The sequence below is a fragment of the Xanthomonas arboricola pv. juglandis genome, assembly GCF_001013475.1.
Classification (GTDB): domain Bacteria; phylum Pseudomonadota; class Gammaproteobacteria; order Xanthomonadales; family Xanthomonadaceae; genus Xanthomonas; species Xanthomonas arboricola.
Genome location: NZ_JZEF01000002.1, coordinates 14,570 through 38,759, shown reverse-complemented (window position 1 = coordinate 38,759; position 24,190 = coordinate 14,570). Strand labels below are relative to the sequence as shown.

Sequence of the window (24,190 nt, the reverse complement as noted above, 5' to 3'; positions counted from 1 at the left end):
ATCACACCGTTGGACTGCTTTATGGAACGCGCCGACCTCATTGCATCACTGCTCACCGGCATGCGGCGTGCCGAAGACTTCCGCGCGCAGGGGGCGGCCTACAACACCGCGCACAGCCAGCAGATGGCGGTCGACCACGGCAAGGCCGCCGATGCCGAGCTGGTGCTGTCGCTGTTCGCCTTCACGCCGGAGCACCTCAAGCTGCTGGGCAGCACCGGCATCGAGAACCTGGGCGAGATCGTCTGCCATGCCTGGGCCTTGAACGGCGGCAACAACGAGGCGCTGATCGGCTGGTTCCGCAAGCCCATGAACGCGCTGGACGGGCAGACGCCGGCCGCGCTGGTCCGCAGCGGCAGCCTGAAGGTGCTGCTGCTGGTGCTCAGGCAGCAGCTGGAGTGGGAATTGCCCAAGCGCTCGGCCTGAGCAGCGGGGCCGGTGATGCTGCGCCCTGGCGTGCCGGTGGCCGGCACGCCGATCGGCAGCGCCGGCGCGCTTACTGCTTGGGCCGCGCCACGGCGTACATCTCCCAGGCAATCTTCTTCATCAGGGCGTTGCCGTCCTCGCCCTCCTTGTACAGGTCGAAGTGGGTGCGGCCTTCCAGGTAGCGGAAGTCGCTCCTGGCGCCCAGGCCGTCCAGCACCGCCTGGAACTTGCGCGCCGCCCCATCCAGGTAGAACGTGTCGGCGGTGCCGACGATCAGGTGGATCTTGCCGTCCAGATCCGGCTTGAGCGCGGGCCACTGCGCGGCCACGCGCGCGGCGATGTCGTAGTGCGTGCGCCAGTAGGCCACCACGGCCGGGTCCACCTTGCCGGTGTCGCGGTCGAACATCGGCACCGGGCGGCCGTCGGGCCCGCGCGGCGAGAACACCCAGTCGAACGAGGTCATCTGGCCGCCATACGGGCCTAACACGCGTTCGAGCTTGGCGAAGGTTTCCAGGTCGGCCACCACCTTGCCCTGGTCGCGGATCAACGGGAACGGGCTGCCGTCCGGACGCCGGTAGACGTTGGCATTGGGCGCGTACAGATCCGGCCCGGTGAAGTCGTGGAAGTCGCTCGAATCGGGCGAGGTGGACCAGGTGCCGCCGAACAGCTTGGGGTAGCGCGTCTGCAGCCACAGCGTGGCCCAGCCGCCGGACGAATGCCCGTTGAGGAACCGGCCCTTGGCGTTGCCGTCCATCTTGTATTGCCGTTCGAGCGCGGGGATCAGCTCTTCGGTCAGCGCGGTGCCCCAGGGGCCGTTGTTGACCGAGTCGGCGAACTCGTGGGTGCCGGTGGGCGTGGACTGGTCCAGGAACACCCAGATCATCGGCGGCATCTGCTTGGCGGCCATCGCGCTCCAGGTGGCGGCGATGCTGCCGGCAAAGCGGTTGTAGTTGCCGCCGAAGCCGTGGGTGACATACACGGTGGGGTAGCGGGTGGCGGCCTTGGCGTCGTAGCCGGGTGGGGTGAGCACGCGGGCGCGCAGCGACACCGGCCGGCCCCAGAACGCGCTCAGCGACGGGCTGACCAGCGAGGCGTCCGCGCTATGCAGCCTGGCCTCCGGGATGGCGTCGCGGATCGCCTGCGGCGCCCGCGGCGACACCTGCCACGGGTCGTCCGACGCGGGCACCTGCTTGCTGAGCGTCAGCGTGGGCAACGGCTTGCCCTTGCCCTGCGTCACCGCGGTGACCTCGCTCAACAGGTCGCCGCCGTCGCGGCCGGCATAGCTGTAACTGTGGTCCGGATCCAGCACGGCCTGGAACAGGTACTCGCCGGCCGGCAGCGCAGAAAAGCCGCTGGGGAAGGCGATGTTATCCAGGTCGATCTCGACGCTGGCACCTGGGGCGAGCGCGGTCACCTCCTGCGCCGCCACCGCCACCGCGGTCGGGCGGAACGGGTTCACGCTCACCTCCTCCACCTTGCCGGCTTTGCCGTCCTTGCCATCCTTGGTCGCGGCCTGGGCGTCCTTGGCCAGGGTGGCGAAGACCAGCAGGCGCCCGGACACGGGCTGGTCGCTCGCCCCGTCCAGCATGACGCGCAGCAGGCGATGGGCCGCTGCCGGTGCGGCGGCGTGCGCGCAGCAGGCGCACAACAGGCCAACGGCCAGACCCAGGCGGGGGGCAAGACGATGCAGAGACATGCAGATCCTTGGGAACGCAGGTGGATGGAGCGGGCGCACACGGCCCTGTGCAGACTGTAGCCAGTTCCCGGCCGGCCGTGCGCCGCCATCGCGAGGTCTGGTCACCGTATCCGATCTGCCCGCTCCAGCGCTCACATCATCAACCGGACGCGACACAGACTCCGCACGGTGCCGCGAGCGGTAACGTGAAGCTGGGCCAGCGCCAAGTAACCAAAACGAACGCCAGCGTCAGTTTCATCCCGGTAAATGTCTGACGGACAGCGAATCTAATGTCGGCTTCAGACTTCGCTTATACCTGTTGACTGCCGGAATAATCTAAAGCCCGCTTTAGATTCGATCACCGCCATGCGCATCCCAATCGACCGAGCATCCGACATCGACGCCTATATCCGCCCAGTCCGCAATGCGGAAGGCTTGCGGCAGGCGGCCAGGTCGCTGTGCAACTAGGCCGGATGTCCGAGCTGTTGCGGCAATTGGGCATCCAGGTCCGGCCGGACCTGCCGGACCCGGTAGATGAGCGATCCAAGTGATCAGCGCCGATGCGCCACGCAGCCTGGAACTGTGGCTGGGAGAGCGCCGCGGCGGCGAGCTGCGGGAGCAAGGCGATACGACTGCATTCCCAATTTCTGTTCACCGCATTCCAAGCGCACCATGACTTGGTTGGTCCACTGCGCGTGATGCCTCCTGCGTAGACGCTTGCATGGTCTGTTGATTGGCAACTTCGAGCTTCTGCAGGTTCTCGGCCAAGGGCTGCTTGACGGCTTCGGCTTTATCTACGTGCGTGCGTAATACATCCATGTCATTTCCTGGATTCTTGTACGTCGCGAAAATATTGCCGTTTGTGTGATTCGGAATAACGTCCTGGATCTCGGGCAGCGGCGGGCGATTGAGTTTGGCCTGGACCGCCAGGGCACCGGCAATGCGTTCCTTGTCTTGCTGATTGGTGTAGACGCCTGCATCCGGGCCGAGCTTATCGAGCCCCGCCAAGGCTTGCTTGAACAATGGGTCATCGCGTAGCCGCGCTTCCTGATGCGGATCGAGGGGTGCTCCGCCTGCGCTGAAGGTACGTCCTGAGTTACCTAATCCTGGCACCGAGGGCTGGATCGATTCGTCGAGCTGTCGTCCCGATGCAGGCGCCCAGTGGCCGAAAACGCCATCGTTCTTTGGTTCCGGAAGGCGTACATCCCGCAGAACGCTATCGGCCAGTGTGTTGGAGTTTTGCAACTGGGGATCGTAGGGATACTTGTCATCCTTGCTCTTGGCATTGGCGACCATGCGTGCCCAGGTTCCCGACAAGTCCGCACCGTGTGTGATCTCTTCGCGATATTGCTTTTGTCCAACCGCATTCGGATTGTCGCGATGATCGGGGTTGGCCCGGTTGTAGGGCAGATTAGTCTCAACGTGCATCCGGCCATACGGCAATCCAGGTTGCTCATCGCCGGTCCAGCCGCTGATGGTGTGCTGGTTGCCCTCTTTATCGGTGTAGAGTAAGGAATTTGTGATGGTACTCCTTGCCCAGCGCAGACCCGATGTTGCGATATCCAACTTCAATCTTCTCGTCCATGATGGTCTCCGTTGGCTTACTGATTCTTGATGTGGACGGCGTCGACGTGTGTCACCTTGCCGTCGGCATCCAAAGAAAAAGTCATCACAACGGAACGTGCATCTGGATCAAGCATTGCCTGCCCCTTATTGTCCCTGACGACCACCTTGCCTGGGGTGTCTTCAACAATTTTTGACGTTGGAGATTTGCTAAACGTCTCCAGCACCACCAACTTTGTTGTTCCCAGAGGAACGTACTTGGCAACGATGCTACTAACGTCGACCTGTTCGAATCGAACGGGCTTTTTTGATGCATAAATCTCTTCAAGCATTGGGCTGGCTCCTGATTTCATGGTGTCTTCCTGTGTCGAAGCGGTACGTGCAGTATCTGCATTGGCGCAGGATGAAAGCGGGAGCACCGCAAGCCCGGTAAGTGCAAGCGTTGCGGCCCACCCGTTTAGCACGATGCGTGGCATGGCGATCTCCTGATACAACCAATCACTTGAATAGAATGTCCGCGCGGTCCTGAGCCTTCCCAGGCAGGCTGGTACATCAACACTCCTTCCGTGCAGACGATACCAGCGTACTACAAGCTTCCCATGGTTGATGAATAGCTGAGTTGGATCGTCAGGGCTGCCCAGGCGATCCATTTTGTGCCACATCCAAATGTATGCATTGGGATATTCCTGCAATCCACGCCTCTTCAAGTAGGCGACCACACTTCAGTGGCGTTACTGGAAGTTGCAAGCCCCCAAGCGCTTCAAATAGCCGCTTTGCCTCGACTGATGCTTGACGTGAGCCGTGGACAGCGCCGTATTCGCTTCCGAATTCCAAACTGCATCACGCAACGACGTTGTTGAGACGATTTGCCGGGTTTGCGAGGTCTTGGTCTTCAACGATGAACCCACCAGCGGCGTGGCCAGCTGGGTGGCGTAGGTGTGGCGCTGCCGCACACACGCATGTCGTCATCGTACGCAATCGATCATCTGCCGCTTGACGTTATGCACAGGTGCCGTTGCGAATGTCCATTCAAGGCGCAAGCGGCAGCCGCGCGTACAGCCGCTGCCAAAACCTTGCATCACACACCAGGGAACGATCGAAATGAAACGTAAAACCAGCTATCGCGGTGCGCTTGCGGCCTGCGGCCTCTCACTCGTCGTGGCCGCGTTGTGCATGGACGCTGCCGTTGCCGCACCGGTCACCGGGGCGGATACGGTCACGCTGAGCTATGTCTTTGCCACGCTGCAGACGGGCCAGCAAGATCAGAAGCCCGAAGACATTGCGGCCTGTCGCAAGCAGGTTTCCGCACCGGGTTCCAAGTACCTGGGCTCGGCGGTTACCACCAAGTACTCCATCGACGTGCAGTCCAAGATGATGTCTGCGTCCTCGTCGCTGCCATCGCCTGGGGGCACGCAGCCGATGACGGTGACGATACCGCTGGCACCGTTGGGCTTGTCCGGGGAGTATGCCTTCGGTGCGTTTCGGCCGAGCGCGCTGCCTAACACCTATGTGCTGTTCTCGGTCGGGCTGGACTTTAAGGGGCCGCAGTCGTCCGTGCTGGTTCTCAACAGCGACAAGACCTACAACTGCCTGGTGACCAGCAATCCGGCGCCGTTCAAGGGAGCACTGGGTACCAAACTGGGCAAAGACCAGGGCCGCTGATGCCTGCAACCGCCGGGTAATCGACGAACGCGCCGAAGGCAGCTTCGGCTCGTTCGGCTCGGTGCTGCGGCCGTGCAGTGCAGCCCTCGCGCGGATCGCGCGATGCACGCCGTCGGGGATATTGCGGACGGTGAAAGAAGGCATGTCGCCCTCGCGCAGGAATCAGGTTGCTTGCACTTCAGGAAAGTGCAGGCACTCAAACAACGTCACCCGGTATCGAAGCAGTCATCCCCGCACAAGCAGTAAGTGAGACCCGGGGTCAACCTGGCCCCTCCACTCACCGATACGGCCCGGGCCCGCGCCATACCGGCTCGCCTTGCTTGTAGACCTCCATCATGTTGATGACCTCGCGGGCATCGCCGATGTCTTTGAGTTCCGGCGAGTCCGGCGGCAGCAGGCGGCATTTGCTGGAGCCGCGCTTGAGCGCGACTTCCAGCGGGCAGACCATGCGGTACTGGGTGCCGGGCAGGATGATGGCCACTTCTTTCATGCCCTGGTCGCGCCAATTGCGCAGCTGGGTTTCGCTGCGCACTTCGTAATAGACCTGGTAGCCGCCCACATCCATGCTGGGTTGGGCGTTGTTGCGGTCGCGGCGGCGGCCTTCGCTGATGGTGGGCGTGTTGGACATGCCGTCTTCGGCGGCATCGGCTTCTTCTTCGAGCATGCCGGGTGGGCGGCCGGTCCAGGTTTCGGGGCGGCGCTGCGGCGGCGAGGAGGGTTCTGCCGGCGGTTGCGGCGGGGTGGGGCGCTGCACCGGTTGCGTCTGGCGCTGCTCGACCAGGCCGCCGCGGCGGGTGTTGCCTGCCGGCGGGATCGGGTTCTTGGCAGTCTTGACCAGGGTGGACTGCACCGGCGAGGCGGCCGGCGGCGGTTGCACGGGCGCGGGCGTTTGCGACGGCGGAGTCGGTGTCGGCGAGGGCGTGGGTTGCTCGGGCGTGGAGGTGTCGCCGACAAAATCCACCTTGGTGCGGCCGCCGCTGGCCGAGCCCTGCGGCGGTGTCATGGTGGGTGTGGAGGCCGACAGCAGGATCAGCAGCATCAGCACATGCAGCAGGGCGCTGATCAGCGCGGCGATCCAGGGCTCGATGCGTTCGATCAGTGGCTCGGTGCGCGGCAGCCAGTCCTGCGTCTCCAGGCGGACGTGCAACAGCTGCAGCGCGTCGTCGCGCACGCGGTAGACCAGCACGTAGGGCGTTTGCTTGACCACCCATTCGCGGGTGCCGGCAACGCGGCCGGCGCGGCCGCGGCCGGGTTGCTCGGCCAGGGTGCGGGTGGCTTCCAGCACCTGCCGCGCCATCGCGGCGGCGGCGGTCGGGTTGAGCGCGTGGTAGTGATCCTGGGCGTGTGCGAGTTGCCTGGCGGCCGGGACGGTCCAGTCACGCCGCAACATCAACGCCCCATCTGGCGAACAGTGCGCTCACCTGTGCCGGCGCGGCAAAGGCGCCCTGATCCGCTGCGGCCATGCCGTCCAGCACGGCGGCCTCGAAGCTGGCGGCGTCCACGACGCGAACCACGTCGTCCCATCCTGCCGTCTCGGGCAGCGTGTCGATCAGCGTGCGGGCTTCTTGCTTGATGGCGGACATGGCACTGCGGTGGGAGAACTCTGCCGGCAAGTCTACCCGTGCGGCTCCGCTTCGCGTGTGGCAATGGCTGGCGCGCGGCTGGGGCGTTCACCGGCGGTGGCAGGCAGGCCGGTCCTGCGCGAACGCTGGCGCCTGTCGCGGTTGCCGCGCGGCGGTGGCCGCCCGGGCAACCCGCCTGTGCGCGCAGAAAGTGACACTTGGCACCTTGTTCGTTACGGGGGCCGGTTTCATTCTGCGTTGGTCACCTCACCCCGCAAAGGAATCGCCATGCCCGCTGCTGCCATCGCACCGCTGACGCCGTATCTGTCGATGGCGGCCATCGCCTTGCTCTACTACCGGCGCATCCGGCGCAGCTTCGGCCGCCAGCCGTGGAAGCCGGTGAGCACGGCTGTGCGTAGCGTGGTGCTGGTCATTGCGGCGGCAGCGCTGGCGTTTGCGGTGTATGGCTTGCCGCAGGTTCGGCCAGGGATCGCCGTGGGAACGCTGATCGGTATCGGGCTGGGCGCGCTGTCGCTGCGCTACACGCATGCCGAATGGGTGGAAGGGCGCGGCTGGTATACGCCCAATCCATGGATCGGCGGCGGCCTGACGCTGGTGCTGCTCGGGCGCCTGGCCTGGCGCTGGGCCGATGGCGCCTTCAGCGCGGGCGCGGCGGCGGCCGGCTCGCAGGCCAGCCCGTTGACGCTGGGCATTGCCGCAGCGCTGGTGCTGTACTCGCTGGTGCACGTTGGCGGGCTGTGGTGGCGGCTGCGCCAGCTGCGGCTGCAGGCCGTGCAGCGCTGAGCGCGGGTGCGCTCACTGCCAGGTGGGGGAAGGCCGTTGCCTACACCTGCGAGCGGAACGGGACCACCAGCTTCTCGCCCAGCTTCTGCCGCAGCGGCCGCTTGCGCCAGCGCTCCAGCGTGTACAGCTCGGCCCGTTGCAGGTCGCGCTCGAACACCTCGGTCATCTGCGCGGCCAGGTCACGGTCGTAGACATTCAGGCTGGCCTCGTCGTTGAGGCGGAACGAGCGGATGTCGAAGTTGGTCGAGCCCACCGAGACCAGCAGGCCGTCGATGATCAGCAGCTTGGTGTGCAGCATGGTGGGCAGGAATTCGTGGATGGCGATGCCGGCCTGCAGCAGCGGCTCCCAGCTGGCCTTGGAGGCCAGCCGCACCGAGACCGCATCGATATGCTTGCCCGGCAGCAGCACGCGGATGCGCACGCCGCGCGCACGCGCTTCCAGCAGCGAGCGGGTGATCAGCGCATCCGGCACGAAGTAGGCGGCGGCCAGGTCGATGGAGCTGCGCGCCGCGGCAATGGCGATCAGATACATCAGGTGCATGCTCTCGCTGCCGCCGGCGGGCGAGGCCACGAACAGCTGCGCGTCGCTGTCGCCGGCCGGTGCCAGCTCGGGGTAGTACTCGGCGCCGTTGAGCACGCGGCCGGTTGTCTTGATCCAGTTGTCGTTGAAGGCGGCCTGCACCTGCGCCACCACCGGGCCTTCGATGCGGTAATGCGAGTCGCGCCAGTGCTCCGGGTCCTGCGCATCGCCCATCCACTGGTCGGCCACGCCGACGCCGCCGGTGAAGCCGATGCGGCCATCGATCACCAGCAGCTTGCGATGGGTGCGGTTATTGACGCGGTGCAGGTTGTACCAGGTCAGCGGGCGGTAGCGATGCACCTCCACCCCGGCGTCGGTCATGTCCTGCACCAGCGAGGCATCCATCTTCAGGCTGCCGCCCCAGTCGATGGTGACGCGCACCTTGACCCCGGCACGCGCACGCTCGGACAGCGCCTGGCTGAACTCGCGGCCAATCTCGCCCGACCAGTAGATATAGGTTTCGAAGGTGATGGTGCGTTGCGCGCTGCGGATGGCGGCCAGCATCGCCGGGAAGATCTCGCTGCCGTTATGCAGCACCTGGATCTTGTTGCCGGGCAGGATCGCCGGACCCAGCAACACCGACATCTCGCGTTTGAACTGCGGGTCGGCGACGTCGTAGCAATGGCTGGGGATGTGCTCGAGCTTTTTCTCGGGCGTGGCGAAGTTGAGCAGCAGCAGCCCCACCACCAGCGTGGTGACGACCGTGGCCACGATGATCCATGTCATGCATCCAACTCCGGTTCCCCTGCCATCGACAGCCCCAAGCGGCCGGCATTCTGGCAAGGCGGGCGGCATGGGGGCCGTGAAGGGGGATGCGTCCGGCGTCTACGCGTATCCATGCCGGCCCAGGTGCTGGCCGGCACCGCGCACCGCTGCCGGTGGCCGGCAGGCGGTGGCAGGCCTGCTTTGCGTCAGCTCAGCGCGGGCGGGTCAAGAACGCTGCCGGAACCTGCGCGGTGAGCCAGACGCCGTTGTCGGCCTGGAAGAACCGCAGGCCGTCGCGATGCATGCGCCCGGCGTCGACCTGCAACACCACCGGCTCGCCGTAGCGCTGCCCCACCGATGCGGCGGTCTGCGTGTTGTCGGACAGATGCACATGGTGGCGCTGGCCGGGGCGCAAGCCCTCGGCCATGATCGCTTCGAGAAAGCGCGTGGCGGTGCCGTGATACAGCACCTCGGGCGGCACCCTGGCTTCGAGCTGCAAGGCCACGGCTGGCGTGGAATGCCCCTGCACTGCGCGGATCCGCTGCCCATCGGCAGACAGCGCAAAGCGTTTCTTGTCGCTACCGGCGACCACCGCCTGGATCAGCTCCAGATCGAGCGCGGTGCCGTGGGCCCGGGCGCCGGCAATCAACGCGTCCAGTTCGGCCCAGCCCTCCGAGTCGAGCGTGAGTCCTATCGCCTGCGGTTCGTGGCGCAGCACGAAACTGAGGAACTTGCTGATGTCGGTGTGGTGCTTGCTCATGCGGCGGCGCCCGAAGCGTCCTTGCGGCCAGTGATGCCGGCAATGTTGACCCATCCAGGTGGCCAACGCGCGTGCGCGAGCAATGGTGCCCAGTGGTGCCGGGACTGGTGCTGTATGACCCGGGGCATCGACAGATTCCCCCCGGGCTGCGTGCATTCATCGAGACGCTCAGGCAGGTGCTGCCGTAGCGAGTGCCGGGCGTCACTGGCAGAAACCAGCAGTTGCGCTGTTGCCCGCGGCCGCAAGCGACACACCGACGACCGTCGGAAGCGGGCTGAAGCGAGCGCCGCTGCCGGCCGTTGCCAGGCATGTATATGCGCCGAAATGCTTACATGCGTCACACAAGCACGCATCTATACTTCCGGGGTGTCCCACCCACGAGGTTCTGACTGCATGAGCGCACCCCCAACGTCTCCGATCGCCGCCGGTTCTGGCGCAGCCCCCGGTAGCCTTCGCCGTTCGGTGTCCAACACGCTCAAGGGATCGGCCGGCAATCTGGTCGAGTGGTACGACGTCTACGTCTACTCGGTGTTTGCCACCTACTTCGAATCGCAGTTCTTCTCCAAGGAAGACAAGAACGCCACCATGTTCGTGTGGGCGATCTTTGCGATGACCTTTTTGATGCGCCCGATCGGTGCGTGGTACTTCGGCCGCTTCGCCGACCGCTACGGCCGCCGGCTGGCGTTGACCATCTCGGTGTCGATGATGGCGCTGTGCTCGTTCGTCATCGCGGTGACGCCGACGGTGGCCACGATCGGCATCGCCGCGCCGATCATCCTGTTGCTGGCGCGCCTGGTGCAGGGCTTTGCCACCGGCGGCGAGTACGGCACCAGCGCCACCTACATGTCCGAGGCGGCGATTCCGGGCCGGCGCGGGTTCCTGTCCTCGTTCCATTACGTCACGCTGGTCGGCGGGCACGTGCTGGCGCAGACCACCTTGCTGGTGATGCTGCATTTCTTCGATGCGCCGCAGGTGTCCGAGTGGGGCTGGCGCGTGGCGTTCGGCCTGGGCGGCATCGGTGCGTTGGTGGTGTTCTGGCTGCGCCAGACCATGGACGAGTCGCTGAGCTCCGAATCCATCGCCGACTCGCGCACCGGCAAGGCCAAGGCATCGGGCTCGATGCGCGAGCTGTTCGTCAACCAGTGGCGCCCGCTGCTGTTGTGCTTCCTGATCACCGCTGGCGGCACGATCGCGTTCTACACCTATTCGGTGACCGGGCCGAAGATGATCCAGACCGCGTTCGCCGGTGGCGACGTGATGGCCGGCACCATCATCAACCTGGTCGCGCTGACGGTGCTGATGCTGATGCAGCCGGTCGGCGGCTGGCTGTCGGACATCGTCGGGCGCAAGAGCCTGCTGGTGTTCTTCGGCATCGGCGGGGTGCTCTACACCTGGTTCCTGGTGATGGAGCTGCCCAAGCAGACCGACTGGCTGACCGCGTTTGCCATCCTCACCGTGGGCTTTGTGATTCTGACCGGCTACACCTCGATCAATGCGGTGGTGAAGGCGGAACTGTTCCCCACCCATGTGCGCGCGCTGGGCGTGGGCCTGGGCTACGCGCTGGCCAACTCCGCCTTTGGCGGCACCGCGCCGCTGCTGTACCAGACTTCGTTGAAGACCGGCCACGTCAGCGAGTTCGTGATCTACGCGACAGCGGTGATCGCGGTGTCGCTGGTGGTCTACATGTTCTTCCTGACCAACAAGGGCAGCAACTGGCTGGACGACGAAGCGGCGATGCATCAGCGCAAGCGCTGATGCGCTTGGCCCTTCTCCTATCGGGAGAAGGTGCCCCGAAGGGGCGGATGCGGGGCGCCTCCGGTGACTGGCACGCCGACTGTGGTGAGCGCGTCGCCACGCGCCGCCAAGGTGAAGCATCGATGCTGCGGTCGTGGATTGGTACACGACCCCTCACCCCAACCCGCGCCAGCAGCGCGGGCGCTGCAAGGCACGCGCGCCAGTGGCGCGCAGGCAGTGCCTTATCGCCCCGTGGGGAGAGGGGCCAAGGGCGACTCAGTATCGGCGTTTGCCTGGGTATGCAGCGCCGTCTGCGCCAACACGCTGTAACGCAAGCCGATCAAACCCAGCAGCGCTTCATCGCGATGTGCACCCGCCGGCACCTTGCCGACGCGCGCCAGCGAGGCATCCAGCCGCTCACGCAGCGCATCCGGCGCAGGCAGCGGGCGCTTGTGCGCGATCTGTTGCCGGTAGTGCGCGGCAACATCGGCCAGGATCGCGTTCACCGCCTCAACGCTCGGCTGCGGCAAACCCTGCCGTGCGCTGCGCAGTTGCAGGATGTTCAAGCCCACGCGCACTTCGTTGAGCATATCCACCGAGGCCAGCTCGCTGCCTTCCGGGGTCAATGCCAGCCGGGGCGCGAGCAGGCCAAGCAGGTCCAGCATGCGGGCAGCAAAGTGCTGCCGGTCCTGCGCGCCGCGGCCCTCGGCGGCATCGGCCAGCGTGCGCCAGCCCTGGCGCACCAGCCGGCGCGCGCTCCATTCGGCGCCCACCGAGCGAAACAACCGCGTCAGCACCACGGCAAATCCAATCCCCAGCACTATCGCCACCGCCGCGTTGACGAAGCTCTGGATATTGGCGTTGTAGGTGTTCTGCAGGCTCAGCAGCGCGGTGAGGTTCACCACCAGCGGCAGCGCGATCAACATGGTCTTGGGGCGATGCAACAACGCGCCGATCGGCAGGAACACCGCCGCCAGCACCAACACCAGCATCGGGAAATCGTGGATGGCCGGGAAGATGCCGAACAGATAGATGCCGGCGACCACGCTGGCCACCACCGCCCAGGTCAGGAACGACAGCATGCTTGGCGCCGGGTCGTCCTGCGCGGCGAAGAATGCGGCAGTCACCGCCGCCATCATCGCGCCGTTGCCGCCGCCTTCCCAGCCGATGCCGATCCACAGCACGCAGTACGCCATCAACGCAAAGCCCGCGCTGAGGGCGGAAAACGCGGCCATGCCGAAATCGATATGGCGGGGGGGGCTGGCAGCTGCCGGCGCGTCGGTTGTGTCGCGCGGTGACCGGGTCAGCCGCTGCAGCAACGAGGATTGCGTGCGCGAATGCGCAGCAGGTTCGCCGTGTGCCGCGTCAGCCCGTTCGGATGATTCCGCCGTTGCAGGTGGTCTCGCCGCAGACGGCATCGCGCGCAGCACCGGCGTCGCCGTGCCGTGCACCACTGCCTGCTGCAGCGCGCGGCAGTCCTGCCACAGGTCGAGCAGCTCTTCCAGCCGCAGCAGCAGGCTGGCCAGCAGCAGATGCTCGATGTCCTGATCCACCACCGGGCGCAGTGCGGCGATGCGTGCGCGCAAGGTGCCGACGTCTGCATCGCTGGGTGCGTCCTCGCCCTGGTCCACCCAGGCTGCGACGTCCTCCAGCAGCGCGGCGGTGGCGAGCGGCAACGCAGACCCATCGCGCTGCAACGCATCCAGCCGATCGGCCATCGACGACAGCACCGGCAGCAGCATCAGCATGCGTGCGCGCAGCTGCTCCAGCGTGGGGACGGCACCGGCATGGCGTGGGTCGTCGTGGCGGACGAAGGCGATCAAGGCCTCGAACTGCACCAGATCGGCGGCCAGCCGATTGCGCGGTGCCTGCGACGGGCCGCGCTGCAGCACCTGCCGGCACCATTGCGCGGCGTCCTGCATCCAGTTGCCGATGCGCGCGGTGAGCATCGGCTTGACCGAGGCGGGGAAGACCAGCGCGGCGAACAGCACCGCCATTACCGTGCCCAGGATGATCTCCTCGCTACGCGCCACCACGGTGTCGAAGATGCCCTCCGGCGCGGTCACCGCCGGGAAGCCGATGAAGGCGGTGGTGTAGCCGGCCAGCAAGAACGCATAACCGCGCGGGCCGCGATTGAGCAGCGCCAGGAACAGGCAGGCCGACAGCCACAACGCCATCGCCGCGCTGAGCAGCAGCGGCGTTTCCACCAGGTTCGGCAGCATCACCAGGGTGGCCGCGCCGGCCAGCAAGGTGCCGAGCACGCGATACACGCCCTTGGCGCGGGTGGGGCCGAGCAGCGGCTGGGAGACGATGTAGACCGTGGCCATCGCCCAGTACGGCCGCGACAGGTTGCCGGCCAGCCCCACGTACAACGCCGCGATCGAGGCGGCGAAGGTCTTGGCCGAAAACAGCCAGGCCTGGCGATCGCGCAGCAGCGCACTCATCGCGCGGCAGTCGGGTCGGTGCGGCCGGCGGCCGCTTCCCAGCCGCCGCCCAGCGCCAGGAACAGCTGCAGTTGATCCTGCGAGACCTGCGCCTGCGCATTGGCCAGCGTCATGTCGGCGGTGGCCAGCGTGCGCTCGGCATCCAGGCTGGACAGATACGGCGTGCGCCCGCCCTGGTACAAACGCCGGTTCTGCGCCGACGCCAGGTCGGCCTGTTGCTGCGCCTGTTCCAGCAGATGCAGGCGGTCCAGATCCTGCGCGTAACGCGACAAGGCGGTCTGCACCTCGCGCAGCGCCTGCAGCACGGTGTTGTCGAACTGCGACAGCGCCGCGTCCGCGCCGGCCTCGGTGGCGCGCACGCGCGCACGCGCACCGCCGGATGGCAGCGTCCACGAAATCAGCGGGCCAAACGACCAGGCATGCGTGGCCGGCTCACCGAAGTCGGCCAGCAGGCCGGTGGCACCGATCGAGCCGCCCAGACGGATATCCGGATACAGCTCGGCGGTGGCCACGCCGATGCGCGCGGTGGCTGCCGCCAGCCGGCGTTCGGCCTGGCGCACATCCGGGCGACGCGCCAGCAGCGCGCGGCCGTCGCCGATCGGAATCGGGCGCTGCAGGGCCGGCGCGTGCGCACAGCTATCCACGCCGGCCGGCACCTCGCCGGGGGTCTTGCCGAGCAGCGCGGCCAGTTGGTAACCGGCGGCCTGGCGGCGCGCGCGCAGCGGCGGCAGCGCCGCTTCCAGCATTGCCACCTGCGCGGTGGCGCGGGCCAGATCGGGCGGGGTGCCGCGGCCGGCAGCGATCAGGCGCTGGGTGATGTCGCGGCTGCGCTGCTGCAACTGCAGCGAATGCTCGGCCACGTGCAGCTCGTGGTTGGCGTGGCAGATCTCCACGTAACTGCCGGCCACCTGCGCGGCCACGTTGACGCGCGCCAGGTCGATCGCGGCCTGGGCGACCTGCGTATCGGCCTGCGCGGCCTCGGCGCCGCGTTGCAGCTTGCCGAACAGATCGAACTGATATGACACCCCGAACTTGCCGTCGGCCAGGTTGAACACCGGCAGCTTTTCCTGCTGCAGGAACGCCTCGGCCGAGACCTGCGCGCGGCTGACGCCGGCCTCCACCTCGTAATCGAAACCGCCCGCGTCCAGCGCCTGTTCGTAGACCGCGGCGGCGCGGCGCAGGTTGGCACCGGCCACCTTCAGCTCGACGTTGTCGCGCAAGGCCTGCTCGATCAGGCCATCCAGTACCGGGTCCTGGTACAGCGCCCACCAGCGTGCCGGCAGCGGCGCGCCGGCCTGCACCTGGTCGTTGCCGGTGTCGCCAAACGCGGCATTGGCCGCCGGGCGCTGGTAGGCCGACTCCGCCGGCACCGCGTAGTTCGGGCCGACCGTGGTGCAGGCGCTCAATGCGGCCAGCAGCGTGGCCAGTCCCAGGGGACGCAATACGGTGCGGTTCATGGCGCGGCCTTGGCCGGCACGCGGGCAGGCGCGGTGGCGGCGTCGCGCACGGCGTCCGGCAGGATGGTCACGGTGGCGGTGCGCCCGGCGATCAGCTGCACATGCGCCGGCACCCGATCCAGCACGATGCGCACCGGGATGCGCTGCGCCAGCCGCACCCAGTCGAACGCCGGCGTGACGTTGGGCAAGGCGCCGGCGCTGCCGCTGCGGTAACGGTCCTCGATACCGGCGGCGATGCTCTGCACATGCCCGTGCAAGGTGGCCGGCTCGCCCATCAGGTGCACGTCCACGCGCTGGCCGGCATGCACGCCCTGCAGGCGGGTCTCTTCGAAATAGCCATCGACGCGGAACGAGCCGGTATCCAGCACCGCCACCACCGGGCGCCCGGCGCTGACGTAATCGCCCACGCGCACGGTGCGGTCGCTGACATGGCCGTCGGCCGGGCTGCGCACCTGCGTGCGGTCCAGGTTGAGCTGGGCCAGGTCCACCGCCGATTGCGCGGTGGCCACCGCCGCCTGCGCTTTCTGCACATTGGAGCGGCGCACCTCGGCATCTTCGGCAGCCACCAGGTCCTGCAGGCTGCGGTCGCGCGCGATCTCGCGGTGCAACTGGCTCAAGGTGGCCTGGCGCTCGGCCAGCGCGGCGCGCGCCTGTTCCAGCGCGATCGCATAGCGTGCGCGGTCCACCACGAACAGCAACTGCCCACGCCGCACCGCCTGGTTGTCGGCCACCGCCACGTCCTCCACCAGCCCGGACACATCCGGCGCCACCTGCACCACATCGGCGCCCACGTGCGCATCGCGCGTCCACGGCGCTTCCATGTAATAACGCCACAGGTGCTGCAGCACCACGGCTGCCACCACCACCATTGCCAGGGTCAACAGCGCCGGCCCCGCGTTCTTGATCAGCTTTTTCACGATTGCATCCAACGGGTAAGGGAAAACAGGCCGCCCAGCAGCGCGATGTACAGCGCCAGGTTGAACAGCGCCGGGTGCCAGATATGCCGGTACGCGCCGGCCCGGGTCAGCAGCGCGCCGATGGCGCTGTTGAGCAGGTAGGCCAGCGTCATCAACGCCAGCAAGGTGGGAACGAACACACCGTAGAGACTGAACTCGCCGTACATCGGGCACATCCTGGGAAATGGGGAACAACCACGTCCGGCGCCGTACGCAATGCGCACTGGGCCATCCGGAACGTCACAACCGGCGTCGCAGCGCGACGCCCGACAGCGGGCTCAGTCGGACTGACTCAGCCGCGCGTGCGCCTGCGCGATCTGCTCCCACAAGATCAGCACCACCTGCACCTGCGCCTCGCTGAGCGCACCGAACACTTCCGCGCGCAGCGCATCCAGGCGGATCTCGATACGCCCGACCAGCGTCTGGCCTGCGTCGGTGAGCCACAGCTGGTTGGCGCGGCGGTCGCTGCTGTCGGCCTCGCGGCGCACCAGCGCCTGCGCGCACAGCTTGTCCAGCAGCCGCACCAGGGAGGGGCCTTCCATGCCCAGTTGCTGGGCCAGCGCCACCTGGCGGATGCCGCCGCCGGAGCGGCCGATCATCAACAACGGCCCGGTGCAGGCGCTGGACAGCCCGAATTCGGCAAATGCCTGGTCGGCCAGCCGCTGCCACTGGCGAGCGGCGACCAGCAGGCCGGAGCTGAGCTGGGCGCGGGGAGAGAGAACGCTGTTCGTCATAATAGATAGGATGCTATCAATTCAACAATGAATCAATAGTCACTGAACCCGGGCAAGCCGGCGCAACCGCCACTGGGGCCGCCGGCCCGTCCTCGGGTACCATGCTCGCCCCCTTTGGGTGCACCCTGCGCATGAGCCAGTCCGACCAGCCCGATTCCCCCGTCACCCAGGCCCAGGCCGAAGATGCCGTGCGCACCCTGCTGCGCTGGGCCGGCGAAGACCCGGCCCGCGAAGGCCTGCTGGACACACCGCGCCGGGTCGCCGAAGCCTATGGCGATTGGTTCAGCGGGTACCGCGAGGAACCGCGCGAATACCTGGAACGCACCTTCGAGGAAGTGGCCGGCTACGACGAGCTGATCGTGCTGCGCGACATCTCCTACGAAAGCCACTGCGAGCACCACATGGCGCCGATCATCGGCAAGGTGCACGTGGGCTACCTGCCGCGCGGCAAGGTGGTCGGCATCAGCAAGCTGGCGCGCGTGGTGGAAAGCTATGCGCGGCGCTTTCAGGTGCAGGAAAAGATGACCGCGCAGATCGCCCAGTGCATCCAGGATGTGCTGCAGCCGCGCGGCGTTGGCGTGGTGGTGGAAGGCTCGCACGAATGCATGACCACCCGCGGCATCCACAAGCGCGGCGTCAGCATGGTGACCTCCAAGATGCTGGGCAGCTTCCGCGAGGACGCGCGCACCCGCGCCGAGTTCCTGCAGTTCATCGAAGTGGGCGGCAAGCGTTGAGGCAGCCGTTGCCGTCGCCATGAAGCACCAGGCACGTATCGCCGGCTATCGCCAATTGCGCGAGCAGCCGGTATGGAAACTGCTGGCCGCCGACCACGCCCCGGAGCTGATCGGCCTGCTGCAGACGGTGTTGCTGGACGGCGAACGCCGCCTGCCCTCGGCCGTGCTGCACGAGCGCCTGCAGCGCCAGCTCGACGCACTGCGCGCCGACGAACTCTCGCGCGAGTTGCCGCGTACCGCGCAGGCCTATCTGGCGCATTGGCTGGCGCAGGGCTGGCTGGAACGCCGCCTGCCCGAGGGCGCGGCCGAAGAAGAGTACGAGCTATCGCGCGCGGCCACCCAGGCCATCCGCTTCATCGTCGGCCTGCGCGAGAGCAGCAGCAGCGCCACCGAAAGCCGCCTGTCGCTGGTGATCCAGCAGCTGGTGCAGCTGGCGGGCCAGACCGAAGCCGACCCGGAGCTGCGCCTGGCCGCCCTGCGCGAAGAACGCGCGCGCATCGATGCCGAGATCGAACGCGTGGCCTCCGGCCGCGTGGCCGCGCTGGATGGCAAGCGCGCGCTGGAGCGCGCCCGCGACCTGATCCATCTCTCCGACGAGCTGGCCGAAGATTTCCATCGCGTGCGCGACGATTTCGAACAGCTCAACCGCCAGTTCCGCGAACGCATCATCGACGACGAGGGCGCGCGCGGCGATGTGCTGGAGCAGCTGTTCAACGGCGTGGACGTGATCGCCGACAGCGAGGCCGGGCGCACCTTCGAAGCGTTCTGGAGCCTGCTCAACGACACCCAGCAAAGCAGCCAGCTCGATCAGGCGCTGGATGCGCTGCTGGCACGCGGTTTCGCGCGCAAGCTGGACCGGCGCGAGCGCGCCTTCCTGCGCGGGTTGACCGGCACGCTGCTGGAGCGTGGCGGCGAGGTGCACACGGTGATGCAGCACTTCGCCCGCAGCCTGCGCGGTTTCGTGCAGAGCCGCGGCTATCTGGAGCAGCGCCGGCTCAATCAATTGCTCAAGCAGGCGCAGGGCGAAGCCTTGCAGCTGCGCGACAGCCTGCACGCCACCACCGCCACCGGCTATACCCAGGCGTTGAGCGCTGCCCGCCTGCGTTCGCTGTCGCAATGGCGCCTGCACGACCCGCGCCTGACCCAGGTCGATGGCCGCGTGCAGGCCGCCGATGCGGCAGACATCTCGCTCGACAGCGTGGGCGATCTGGTCGCGCAATCGGAAATCGACGTGCGCAGCCTGCGCCGCGACCTGCACGAGCTGCTCGGCCAGCGCCCGCGCCTGACCATCGGCGATGCGCTGCAGCAGCGCCCGGCCGCGCAGGGCCTGGGCAGCGTGATCGGTTACCTGTCGCTGGGCACGCGCCACGGCGTGGTGATCGACGGACAGATGGAAACGGTGCAATGGGAAGGCGGCGACGGCGCCCTGCGGCGCGCACGCATTCCGCTGGTGTGGTTCACCCGGGAGAAACGCAATGAACTGGACTGAGGACACGCGCCTGGACGCGGACGAGGACAGCGGCGCGTCGGCCGATGCCGGCCGCACGCCGCCGACGGAGACAACGCCTGCACAGCCGCGCGGCGAGCTGTTTCTGGGCGACACCGGCACGCTGCCGTTCGATGCGCGGCGCGCGCTGTGCCAGCTGCTGGCCGGCCCCAGCATCGATGCGCAACGCCACGGTGCGTTGTGGCCTGCGCTGCTGCGCAACGAGGCGGCGATCCGCCAGGTGTTGTGCGAGCTGTTCCTGGAGCTGGTGCTGGACCGCGAGGGCGGGGTGGCCTTCACCCGTCAGGCCGACACCGCCGAGCTGGAATCGCCGACCCTGCTGCGCAGCGCGCCGCTGACCTTTATCGAGTCGGTGCTGCTGCTGTTCCTGCGCCAGCAACTTGCCGAAGCCGATACGCGCGGCGAGCGGGCGGTGGTGGACGAAGCGCAGTTGGTGGAGGCCTTGTCGGTCTACGAGAAGAACGTGTCCACCGACCGCGCCGGATTCGCGCGACGGGTGCTGACGGCGATCGGCAAGATGCGCGAGAACCAGTTGCTGTCGCGGCTGCGCGGCAGCGAGGAGCGCTACGAGGTCTCGCCAGTGCTGAAGTTGCTGTTCTCGGCCGAAGACGTGCAGGCCCTGGTGGTGGCGTATCGCGGCTTGCGCGAGGGAGATGTTGCGCTCGACTAAGCAGCTTCTCCCCTCGGGAGAAGCTGCCCGAAGCGCGGATGAGGGGACGGCCGATCGCAATGCCCGATGTATGACGCCCGGGATGCGCGGAGTTTGTGTAGTCGTGCGTTGTGCGACGGATGTCGGCTCTCACGCCCGATCAAACGCGATCACTTTTTCCACGGGCTGCAGCAAGGCATCCAGCTTCCTTATCGGCCGCCGCCGCCGCCCCACGTCAATGCAGACCACCGCACCCGTAGGAGCGGCCCCGGCCGCGAAGGGGCCGTACCGAATCACTCCCAGACCACAGCACCGCCACCAGCCCAGCAGCACGCAACACCCCGCTACAAACAGTCCTGATGTAAGTCGTCTTCAGCGTTACCCGTCATCCCGTTTTGGTGAGTGAGCCATGAATTCCCAGTCCAACCTGTCGCCGGCTCAGCCGGGCGCGTCCCTGTTCACTGATTCGCTTGCCGAGCAGCGCGCGCAGCAGTTCCGCATGCGGCGGTTGCAGGTGCACAACTGGGGCACGTTCAATGGCTTGACCGAGGTGCCGATCGCCGAGAAGGGCTTCCTGTTCGTCGGGCGCTCCGGGTCGGGCAAGTCGACCCTGCTGGATGCGATGTCGGCATTGCTGACCCCGCCCAGCATCGTCGACTTCAACGCCGCCGCACGCGAGGCCGAGCGCAGCGGGCGCGATCGCAGCCTGGTGTCGTACGTGCGCGGTGCCTGGGCCGATCAGCAGGACAGCGCCTCGGGCGAGATCGCCACCCAATACCTGCGCAAGGGCGCCACCTGGTCGGCGCTGGTACTGGAATACCGCAACGCGCACGGCGAGACGGTCAGCCTGATTCGCCTGTTCTGGATCGCCGGCAGCGGCAATGCCGCGGCCGATGTGCGCCGCCATTACATGGTCGCGCCGCGCAGCTTCGATGTGGCCAGCGAGCTGGATGGCTTCGATCTGGATCTGCGCAGGCTCAAGGCGCGTCTTGGCGAGGAGGTCGCGCATTTCGACGGCTTTGCCGGCTACGCAGAGCGCTTTCGGCATACGCTGGGCATCGGCAACGAGATGGCGTTGCGGTTGCTGCACAAGACCCAGTCGGCCAAGAACCTGGGCGATCTCAATGTGTTCCTGCGCGGCTTCATGCTGGACGAGCCGCGCACGTTCGAGGCGGCCGACCGGCTGGTGGAAGACTTCGCCGAACTCGACGGCGCACACCATGCAGTGGTCACCGCACGCCGGCAGGTGGAAACGCTCAGCCCGGCACGCGAGCACCATGCGGCGCTGATGGCCCTGCGCCACAGCGTCGGCGAGTTGCGCGAGCTGCAGCTGGGTGTGGACAGCTACCGCGAACAGCAGCGTCTGGCCTTGCTGGAGACGCGCCTGCACGAACTCGACAGCCAGGACCGCGGGCTGGCCGGCGAAGAAGGCCAGCGGCGTGAGTCGCTGGACAATCACGAACAGAAGCTCGCCGGGCTGGAGCGCGAACAACGCGCCGCCGGTGGCGAGCAGATCGAGGAACTCGAACGCGAGCGCGCCCGGGTCGAGCGCGAACGCGACGAGCGCTTGCGGCGCCGCGTGCAGATCGAACAGGCCTGCCGCCAGCTCGGCACGGCCCTGGCCGCAGGCGCCAGCGGCTTTGCCGAGCAGATTGCGCATGCCCAGACCGTGCTCGAGAACGGCAAGCACGACGCCAGCGCGCTGGATGAGGCGATCGCCGAGCGCATGGGTGCGCGCCGCGACGATGAGCGGCGCTTTGCCGAGATCCGCGCCGAACTGGATGCGTTGAAGCGCGCGCCGTCCAGCATGCCGGCACCGATGCAGGCCTTGCGCGCGCGCCTGTGCGAGGACACCGGCATTGCCGAAGCGGCGCTGCCGTTCGTCGGCGAACTGGTGCAGGTACGCGAGGATCAATCTGCCTGGCGCGGCGCGATCGAGCGCGTGCTGAGCGGTTTTGCGCAGTCGCTGCTGGTGGACGACCGCCATTACGCGCAGGTCAGCGAGTGGGTCAACCGCACCCAGCTCGGCACGCGGCTGGTGTATTTCCGGGTACGCCGCAACGATGCGCTGCATGCGCGCACGCCGGATGCGCGTGCATTGCCGGGCAAGCTGCAGCTACGCGAGCATGCCTTCACCGAGTGGCTGCGCAACGAGTTGATGCGCCGCTTCGACTACGAATGCGTCGACAACGCCGCCGCGCTGCGCAATGCCGACCGCGCCATCACCCGCGAAGGGCAGGTCAAGCATCCCGGCGACCGTTACGAAAAGGACGACCGCCATGCGGTCAATGACCGCAAGCGCTGGTTGCTGGGCCACGACAACCGCGACAAGCTCAAGGTGTTCGAGCGCGAAGCGCAGACGCTTGCCCAGCGCATCGCCAGCTGCGATGCCGACGTGGCCGCGCTGCGCAAGCAACGCGAGCAGGACCAGGAACGGCAGCTGGCCGCGCACACGCTGGTGGAGCGCGACTGGGACGAGATCGATGTCGGCCCCAAGCTGCAGCGCCTGAGCGACATCGACGAACAGCTGCAGCAGCTGCGCGAAGGCAACAGCGGCCTGCGCGCGCTCGGCCAGGCGATCGAGACCGCACGTACCTTGCGCGACCAGGCCAAGCGCACCTACGAGGACGTGCGGCTGGAGCGCGCGCAGCTGGCACGCGAGCGGGTCCGGCTGGAACAGCAGCACGCTGCCTGTGCCAGCCGTGCCGGCACCGCCGCGCTCACGCCCACCCAGCTGCAGGGCCTGCGCGAACGCCTGGCGGCGCTGTCACCGCTGTCGCTGGACAATCTGGAGGCGCATTTCCGCGTGGTCGAGCGTGGCCTGGCCGAGCAACTGGCCGAGAGCCAGGGCCGCGACAGCCGGCTCAGCGCGCAGTTGCTCGATTGCTTCCGCAAGTACTGCCAGCAATGGCCGGAAGACAGCGGCGATTTCACCGTGAGCTTGGCCAGTGCCGACGATTTTCTCGCGCGCCTGGATCGCCTGGAGAGCGATGGCCTGCCGCGCCACGAGCACCGCTTCTTCGATCTGCTGCAGACCCAGAGCAAGAACAATCTGCTGGCCCTGCAGCGCCACACCGCCGAGGCCCACAAGGGCATCAAGCAGCGCATGGACGAGGTCAACGCCAGTCTGGAGCAGGTGCCGTTCAATCGCGGCACGCTGCTGACCATCGAGGTCAGCGACCGTCGCCTGGGCGAGGTGCAGGAATTCCAGCAACAGCTGCGCGCGGTGTTGTCGCATCAACAGACCGAAGACCGCGCACTGGCCGAAGCGCAGTTTTCCACCCTGCGCGCGTTGGTGGCACGCCTGGGCGCGCAGGAACCGGACGCACGCCGCTGGCGTGAGCAGGTGCTGGACGTGCGCCAGCATGTGGAATTCATCGGTGTGGAGCTGGATGCGCAGACCCGCGCGCAGGTGGAGATCTACCGCAGCGGCGCCGGCAAATCCGGCGGTCAACGCCAGAAGCTGGCAACCACCTGCCTGGCCGCCGCGTTGCGCTACCAGCTCGGTGGCGAAGACGGCGAACTGCCGCGCTACTGCGCGGTGGTGCTGGACGAAGCCTTCGACAAGGCCGACAACGAATTCACCGCGCTGGCGATGAACATCTTCGAGAACTTCGGTTTCCAGATGGTGGTGGCCACGCCGCTGAAATCGGTGATGACGCTGGAGCCGTTCATCGGCGGTGCCTGCTTTGTGGAAATCAGCGGCCGGCACAACTCCGGCGTGCTGCTGATCGAATACGACGAGCAGGCGCAGCGACTCCAGTTGCCCGAGCGCTCGCGTGGGGACGAGGCCGCAGCAGCGGTGACGGAACAGGCGGTGAGTGCTGCGCAGCGCGAGGATGCACCGCGTTCGACGCAGGGTGAAACGCGGATGGACAGCACCGGTCCTGTCTCTGGCGCTGAGGGCGCGGCACTTCAGGACGTCCCTGCACAGGACGACGTGGCGGCCAAGGCGAGCAGGCGCGCCAGCAAGGTCGCGCCGGCATCGACGCCGGCCGTTCAAGCCGCGCCGAAGCCATCAAAAACAGCCGCTGCCAGCGCACGTGCGGGATCAGGCACGTCGGCAGCGGCGAAGCCCGCAGCGGGCAAGGCCGCGTCCGTCAAGACTGCACCAGCCAAACCTGCATCAGCCAGGCGTGCATCGCCTGCAGCGGGCACAGCGCGCAAGCCGGCAACGCCGACCAAACCGGCCAAAACGCCAGCGAACACCGGGACGGCATCCAGGCGCGCGACCGCGTCCG

19 protein-coding genes and 2 pseudogenes are annotated in these 24,190 nt (G+C 67.2%); 8 read left to right on the top strand and 13 right to left on the bottom strand.

Features of this window, described 5'->3' with window-relative positions; all coding sequences use genetic code 11:
• The first annotated feature begins 21 nt into the window (after positions 1–21).
• Positions 22–423, top strand: a complete 402-nt coding sequence (locus XARJCFBP2528_RS05575) for an antitoxin Xre/MbcA/ParS toxin-binding domain-containing protein (RefSeq protein WP_026064237.1) — start codon at positions 22–24, stop codon at positions 421–423.
• A gap of 70 nt (positions 424–493) precedes the next feature.
• Here XARJCFBP2528_RS05575 and XARJCFBP2528_RS05570 read toward each other — a convergent pair whose 3' ends face one another.
• The 3 genes from XARJCFBP2528_RS05570 to XARJCFBP2528_RS24065 form a co-directional block, all read right to left on the bottom strand.
• Positions 494–2,119, bottom strand: a complete 1,626-nt coding sequence (locus XARJCFBP2528_RS05570; RefSeq protein ID WP_047124495.1) for an alpha/beta hydrolase — start codon at positions 2,117–2,119, stop codon at positions 494–496.
• A gap of 630 nt (positions 2,120–2,749) precedes the next feature.
• Complete coding sequence (locus tag XARJCFBP2528_RS24330) at positions 2,750–3,670, bottom strand: XVIPCD domain-containing protein (protein WP_181100886.1); 921 nt, start codon at positions 3,668–3,670, stop codon at positions 2,750–2,752.
• Positions 3,671–3,699: 29 nt separating this feature from the next.
• Complete coding sequence (locus XARJCFBP2528_RS24065) at positions 3,700–4,311, bottom strand: DUF6393 family protein (RefSeq protein ID WP_223571191.1); 612 nt, start codon at positions 4,309–4,311, stop codon at positions 3,700–3,702.
• A gap of 451 nt (positions 4,312–4,762) precedes the next feature.
• Here XARJCFBP2528_RS24065 and XARJCFBP2528_RS05555 point away from each other — a divergent pair, with 451 nt between their 5' ends.
• Positions 4,763–5,323 (top strand): hypothetical protein, encoded by a 561-nt coding sequence (locus XARJCFBP2528_RS05555; protein ID WP_080591322.1) that lies wholly within the window; start codon positions 4,763–4,765, stop codon positions 5,321–5,323.
• 96 nt (positions 5,324–5,419) lie between these two features.
• Here XARJCFBP2528_RS05555 and XARJCFBP2528_RS24415 read toward each other — a convergent pair.
• From XARJCFBP2528_RS24415 to XARJCFBP2528_RS05545, 3 genes and pseudogenes are all read right to left on the bottom strand, one after another.
• A pseudogene (locus XARJCFBP2528_RS24415) lies at positions 5,420–5,467 on the bottom strand (FitA-like ribbon-helix-helix domain-containing protein); the annotation flags it as partial.
• Between the two features lie 133 nt (positions 5,468–5,600).
• Entirely contained in the window at positions 5,601–6,713 is a 1,113-nt protein-coding gene (locus XARJCFBP2528_RS05550) for a type II toxin-antitoxin system RelE/ParE family toxin (protein WP_016902162.1), read from the bottom strand.
• Positions 6,700–6,906, bottom strand: coding sequence for a hypothetical protein (locus XARJCFBP2528_RS05545; protein WP_016902163.1), 207 nt, complete (start codon positions 6,904–6,906; stop codon positions 6,700–6,702). Before XARJCFBP2528_RS05545 ends, XARJCFBP2528_RS05550 begins: the two co-directional genes overlap by 14 nt.
• 267 nt (positions 6,907–7,173) lie before the next feature.
• On the opposite strand from XARJCFBP2528_RS05545, the gene XARJCFBP2528_RS05540 reads away from it, so the two are divergent.
• Positions 7,174–7,689, top strand: a complete 516-nt coding sequence (locus tag XARJCFBP2528_RS05540) for a CcdC protein domain-containing protein (protein ID WP_016902164.1) — start codon at positions 7,174–7,176, stop codon at positions 7,687–7,689.
• A gap of 40 nt (positions 7,690–7,729) precedes the next feature.
• Here XARJCFBP2528_RS05540 and XARJCFBP2528_RS05535 read toward each other — a convergent pair whose 3' ends face one another.
• Both XARJCFBP2528_RS05535 and XARJCFBP2528_RS05530 read right to left on the bottom strand, forming a co-directional pair.
• The gene (locus XARJCFBP2528_RS05535) at positions 7,730–8,995 is read right to left on the bottom strand and encodes a phospholipase D-like domain-containing protein (RefSeq protein WP_016902165.1); all 1,266 of its coding nucleotides are present in this window, start codon (positions 8,993–8,995) and stop codon (positions 7,730–7,732) included.
• A 190-nt stretch (positions 8,996–9,185) separates the two neighbouring features.
• On the bottom strand, positions 9,186–9,734 hold the full coding sequence (locus XARJCFBP2528_RS05530) for an RNA 2'-phosphotransferase (RefSeq protein ID WP_016902166.1): 549 nt from the start codon (positions 9,732–9,734) through the stop codon (positions 9,186–9,188).
• Between the two features lie 393 nt (positions 9,735–10,127).
• Here XARJCFBP2528_RS05530 and XARJCFBP2528_RS05525 point away from each other — a divergent pair, with 393 nt between their 5' ends.
• The gene (locus XARJCFBP2528_RS05525; RefSeq protein ID WP_047124494.1) at positions 10,128–11,489 is read left to right on the top strand and encodes an MFS transporter; all 1,362 of its coding nucleotides are present in this window, start codon (positions 10,128–10,130) and stop codon (positions 11,487–11,489) included.
• Positions 11,490–11,710: 221 nt separating this feature from the next.
• Here XARJCFBP2528_RS05525 and XARJCFBP2528_RS05520 read toward each other — a convergent pair whose 3' ends face one another.
• The 5 genes from XARJCFBP2528_RS05520 to XARJCFBP2528_RS05500 form a co-directional block, all read right to left on the bottom strand.
• Positions 11,711–13,912, bottom strand: coding sequence for an FUSC family protein (locus tag XARJCFBP2528_RS05520; protein ID WP_047124493.1), 2,202 nt, complete (start codon positions 13,910–13,912; stop codon positions 11,711–11,713).
• Positions 13,909–15,369: an efflux transporter outer membrane subunit gene (locus XARJCFBP2528_RS05515; RefSeq protein ID WP_016902169.1), complete on the bottom strand. Its 1,461-nt coding sequence runs from the start codon at positions 15,367–15,369 to the stop codon at positions 13,909–13,911. Before XARJCFBP2528_RS05515 ends, XARJCFBP2528_RS05520 begins: the two co-directional genes overlap by 4 nt.
• Entirely contained in the window at positions 15,366–16,286 is a 921-nt protein-coding gene (locus tag XARJCFBP2528_RS05510; RefSeq protein WP_016902170.1) for an efflux RND transporter periplasmic adaptor subunit, read from the bottom strand. The genes XARJCFBP2528_RS05515 and XARJCFBP2528_RS05510 overlap by 4 nt, the downstream gene beginning before the upstream one ends.
• Positions 16,283–16,501 carry a DUF1656 domain-containing protein gene (locus XARJCFBP2528_RS05505; RefSeq protein ID WP_024939640.1) on the bottom strand — a complete coding sequence of 73 codons (219 nt, stop codon included), beginning with the start codon at positions 16,499–16,501 and terminating at the stop codon, positions 16,283–16,285. The genes XARJCFBP2528_RS05510 and XARJCFBP2528_RS05505 overlap by 4 nt, the downstream gene beginning before the upstream one ends.
• Before the next feature lie 102 nt (positions 16,502–16,603).
• The gene (locus XARJCFBP2528_RS05500; RefSeq protein WP_016902172.1) at positions 16,604–17,059 is read right to left on the bottom strand and encodes a MarR family winged helix-turn-helix transcriptional regulator; all 456 of its coding nucleotides are present in this window, start codon (positions 17,057–17,059) and stop codon (positions 16,604–16,606) included.
• 131 nt (positions 17,060–17,190) lie between these two features.
• On the opposite strand from XARJCFBP2528_RS05500, the gene folE reads away from it, so the two are divergent.
• The 4 genes and pseudogenes from folE to XARJCFBP2528_RS05480 all read left to right on the top strand — a co-directional run.
• Entirely contained in the window at positions 17,191–17,793 is a 603-nt protein-coding gene (gene folE / locus XARJCFBP2528_RS05495; RefSeq protein ID WP_016902173.1) for a GTP cyclohydrolase I FolE, read from the top strand.
• 19 nt (positions 17,794–17,812) lie between these two features.
• On the top strand, positions 17,813–19,282 hold the full coding sequence (locus tag XARJCFBP2528_RS05490; RefSeq protein WP_016902174.1) for a DUF3375 domain-containing protein: 1,470 nt from the start codon (positions 17,813–17,815) through the stop codon (positions 19,280–19,282).
• Entirely contained in the window at positions 19,269–19,970 is a 702-nt protein-coding gene (locus tag XARJCFBP2528_RS05485; protein WP_047124492.1) for a DUF4194 domain-containing protein, read from the top strand. The genes XARJCFBP2528_RS05490 and XARJCFBP2528_RS05485 overlap by 14 nt, the downstream gene beginning before the upstream one ends.
• A 388-nt stretch (positions 19,971–20,358) precedes the next feature.
• Positions 20,359–23,751, top strand: a pseudogene (locus XARJCFBP2528_RS05480) (ATP-binding protein); the annotation flags it as partial.
• Positions 23,752–24,190 lie beyond the last annotated feature (439 nt).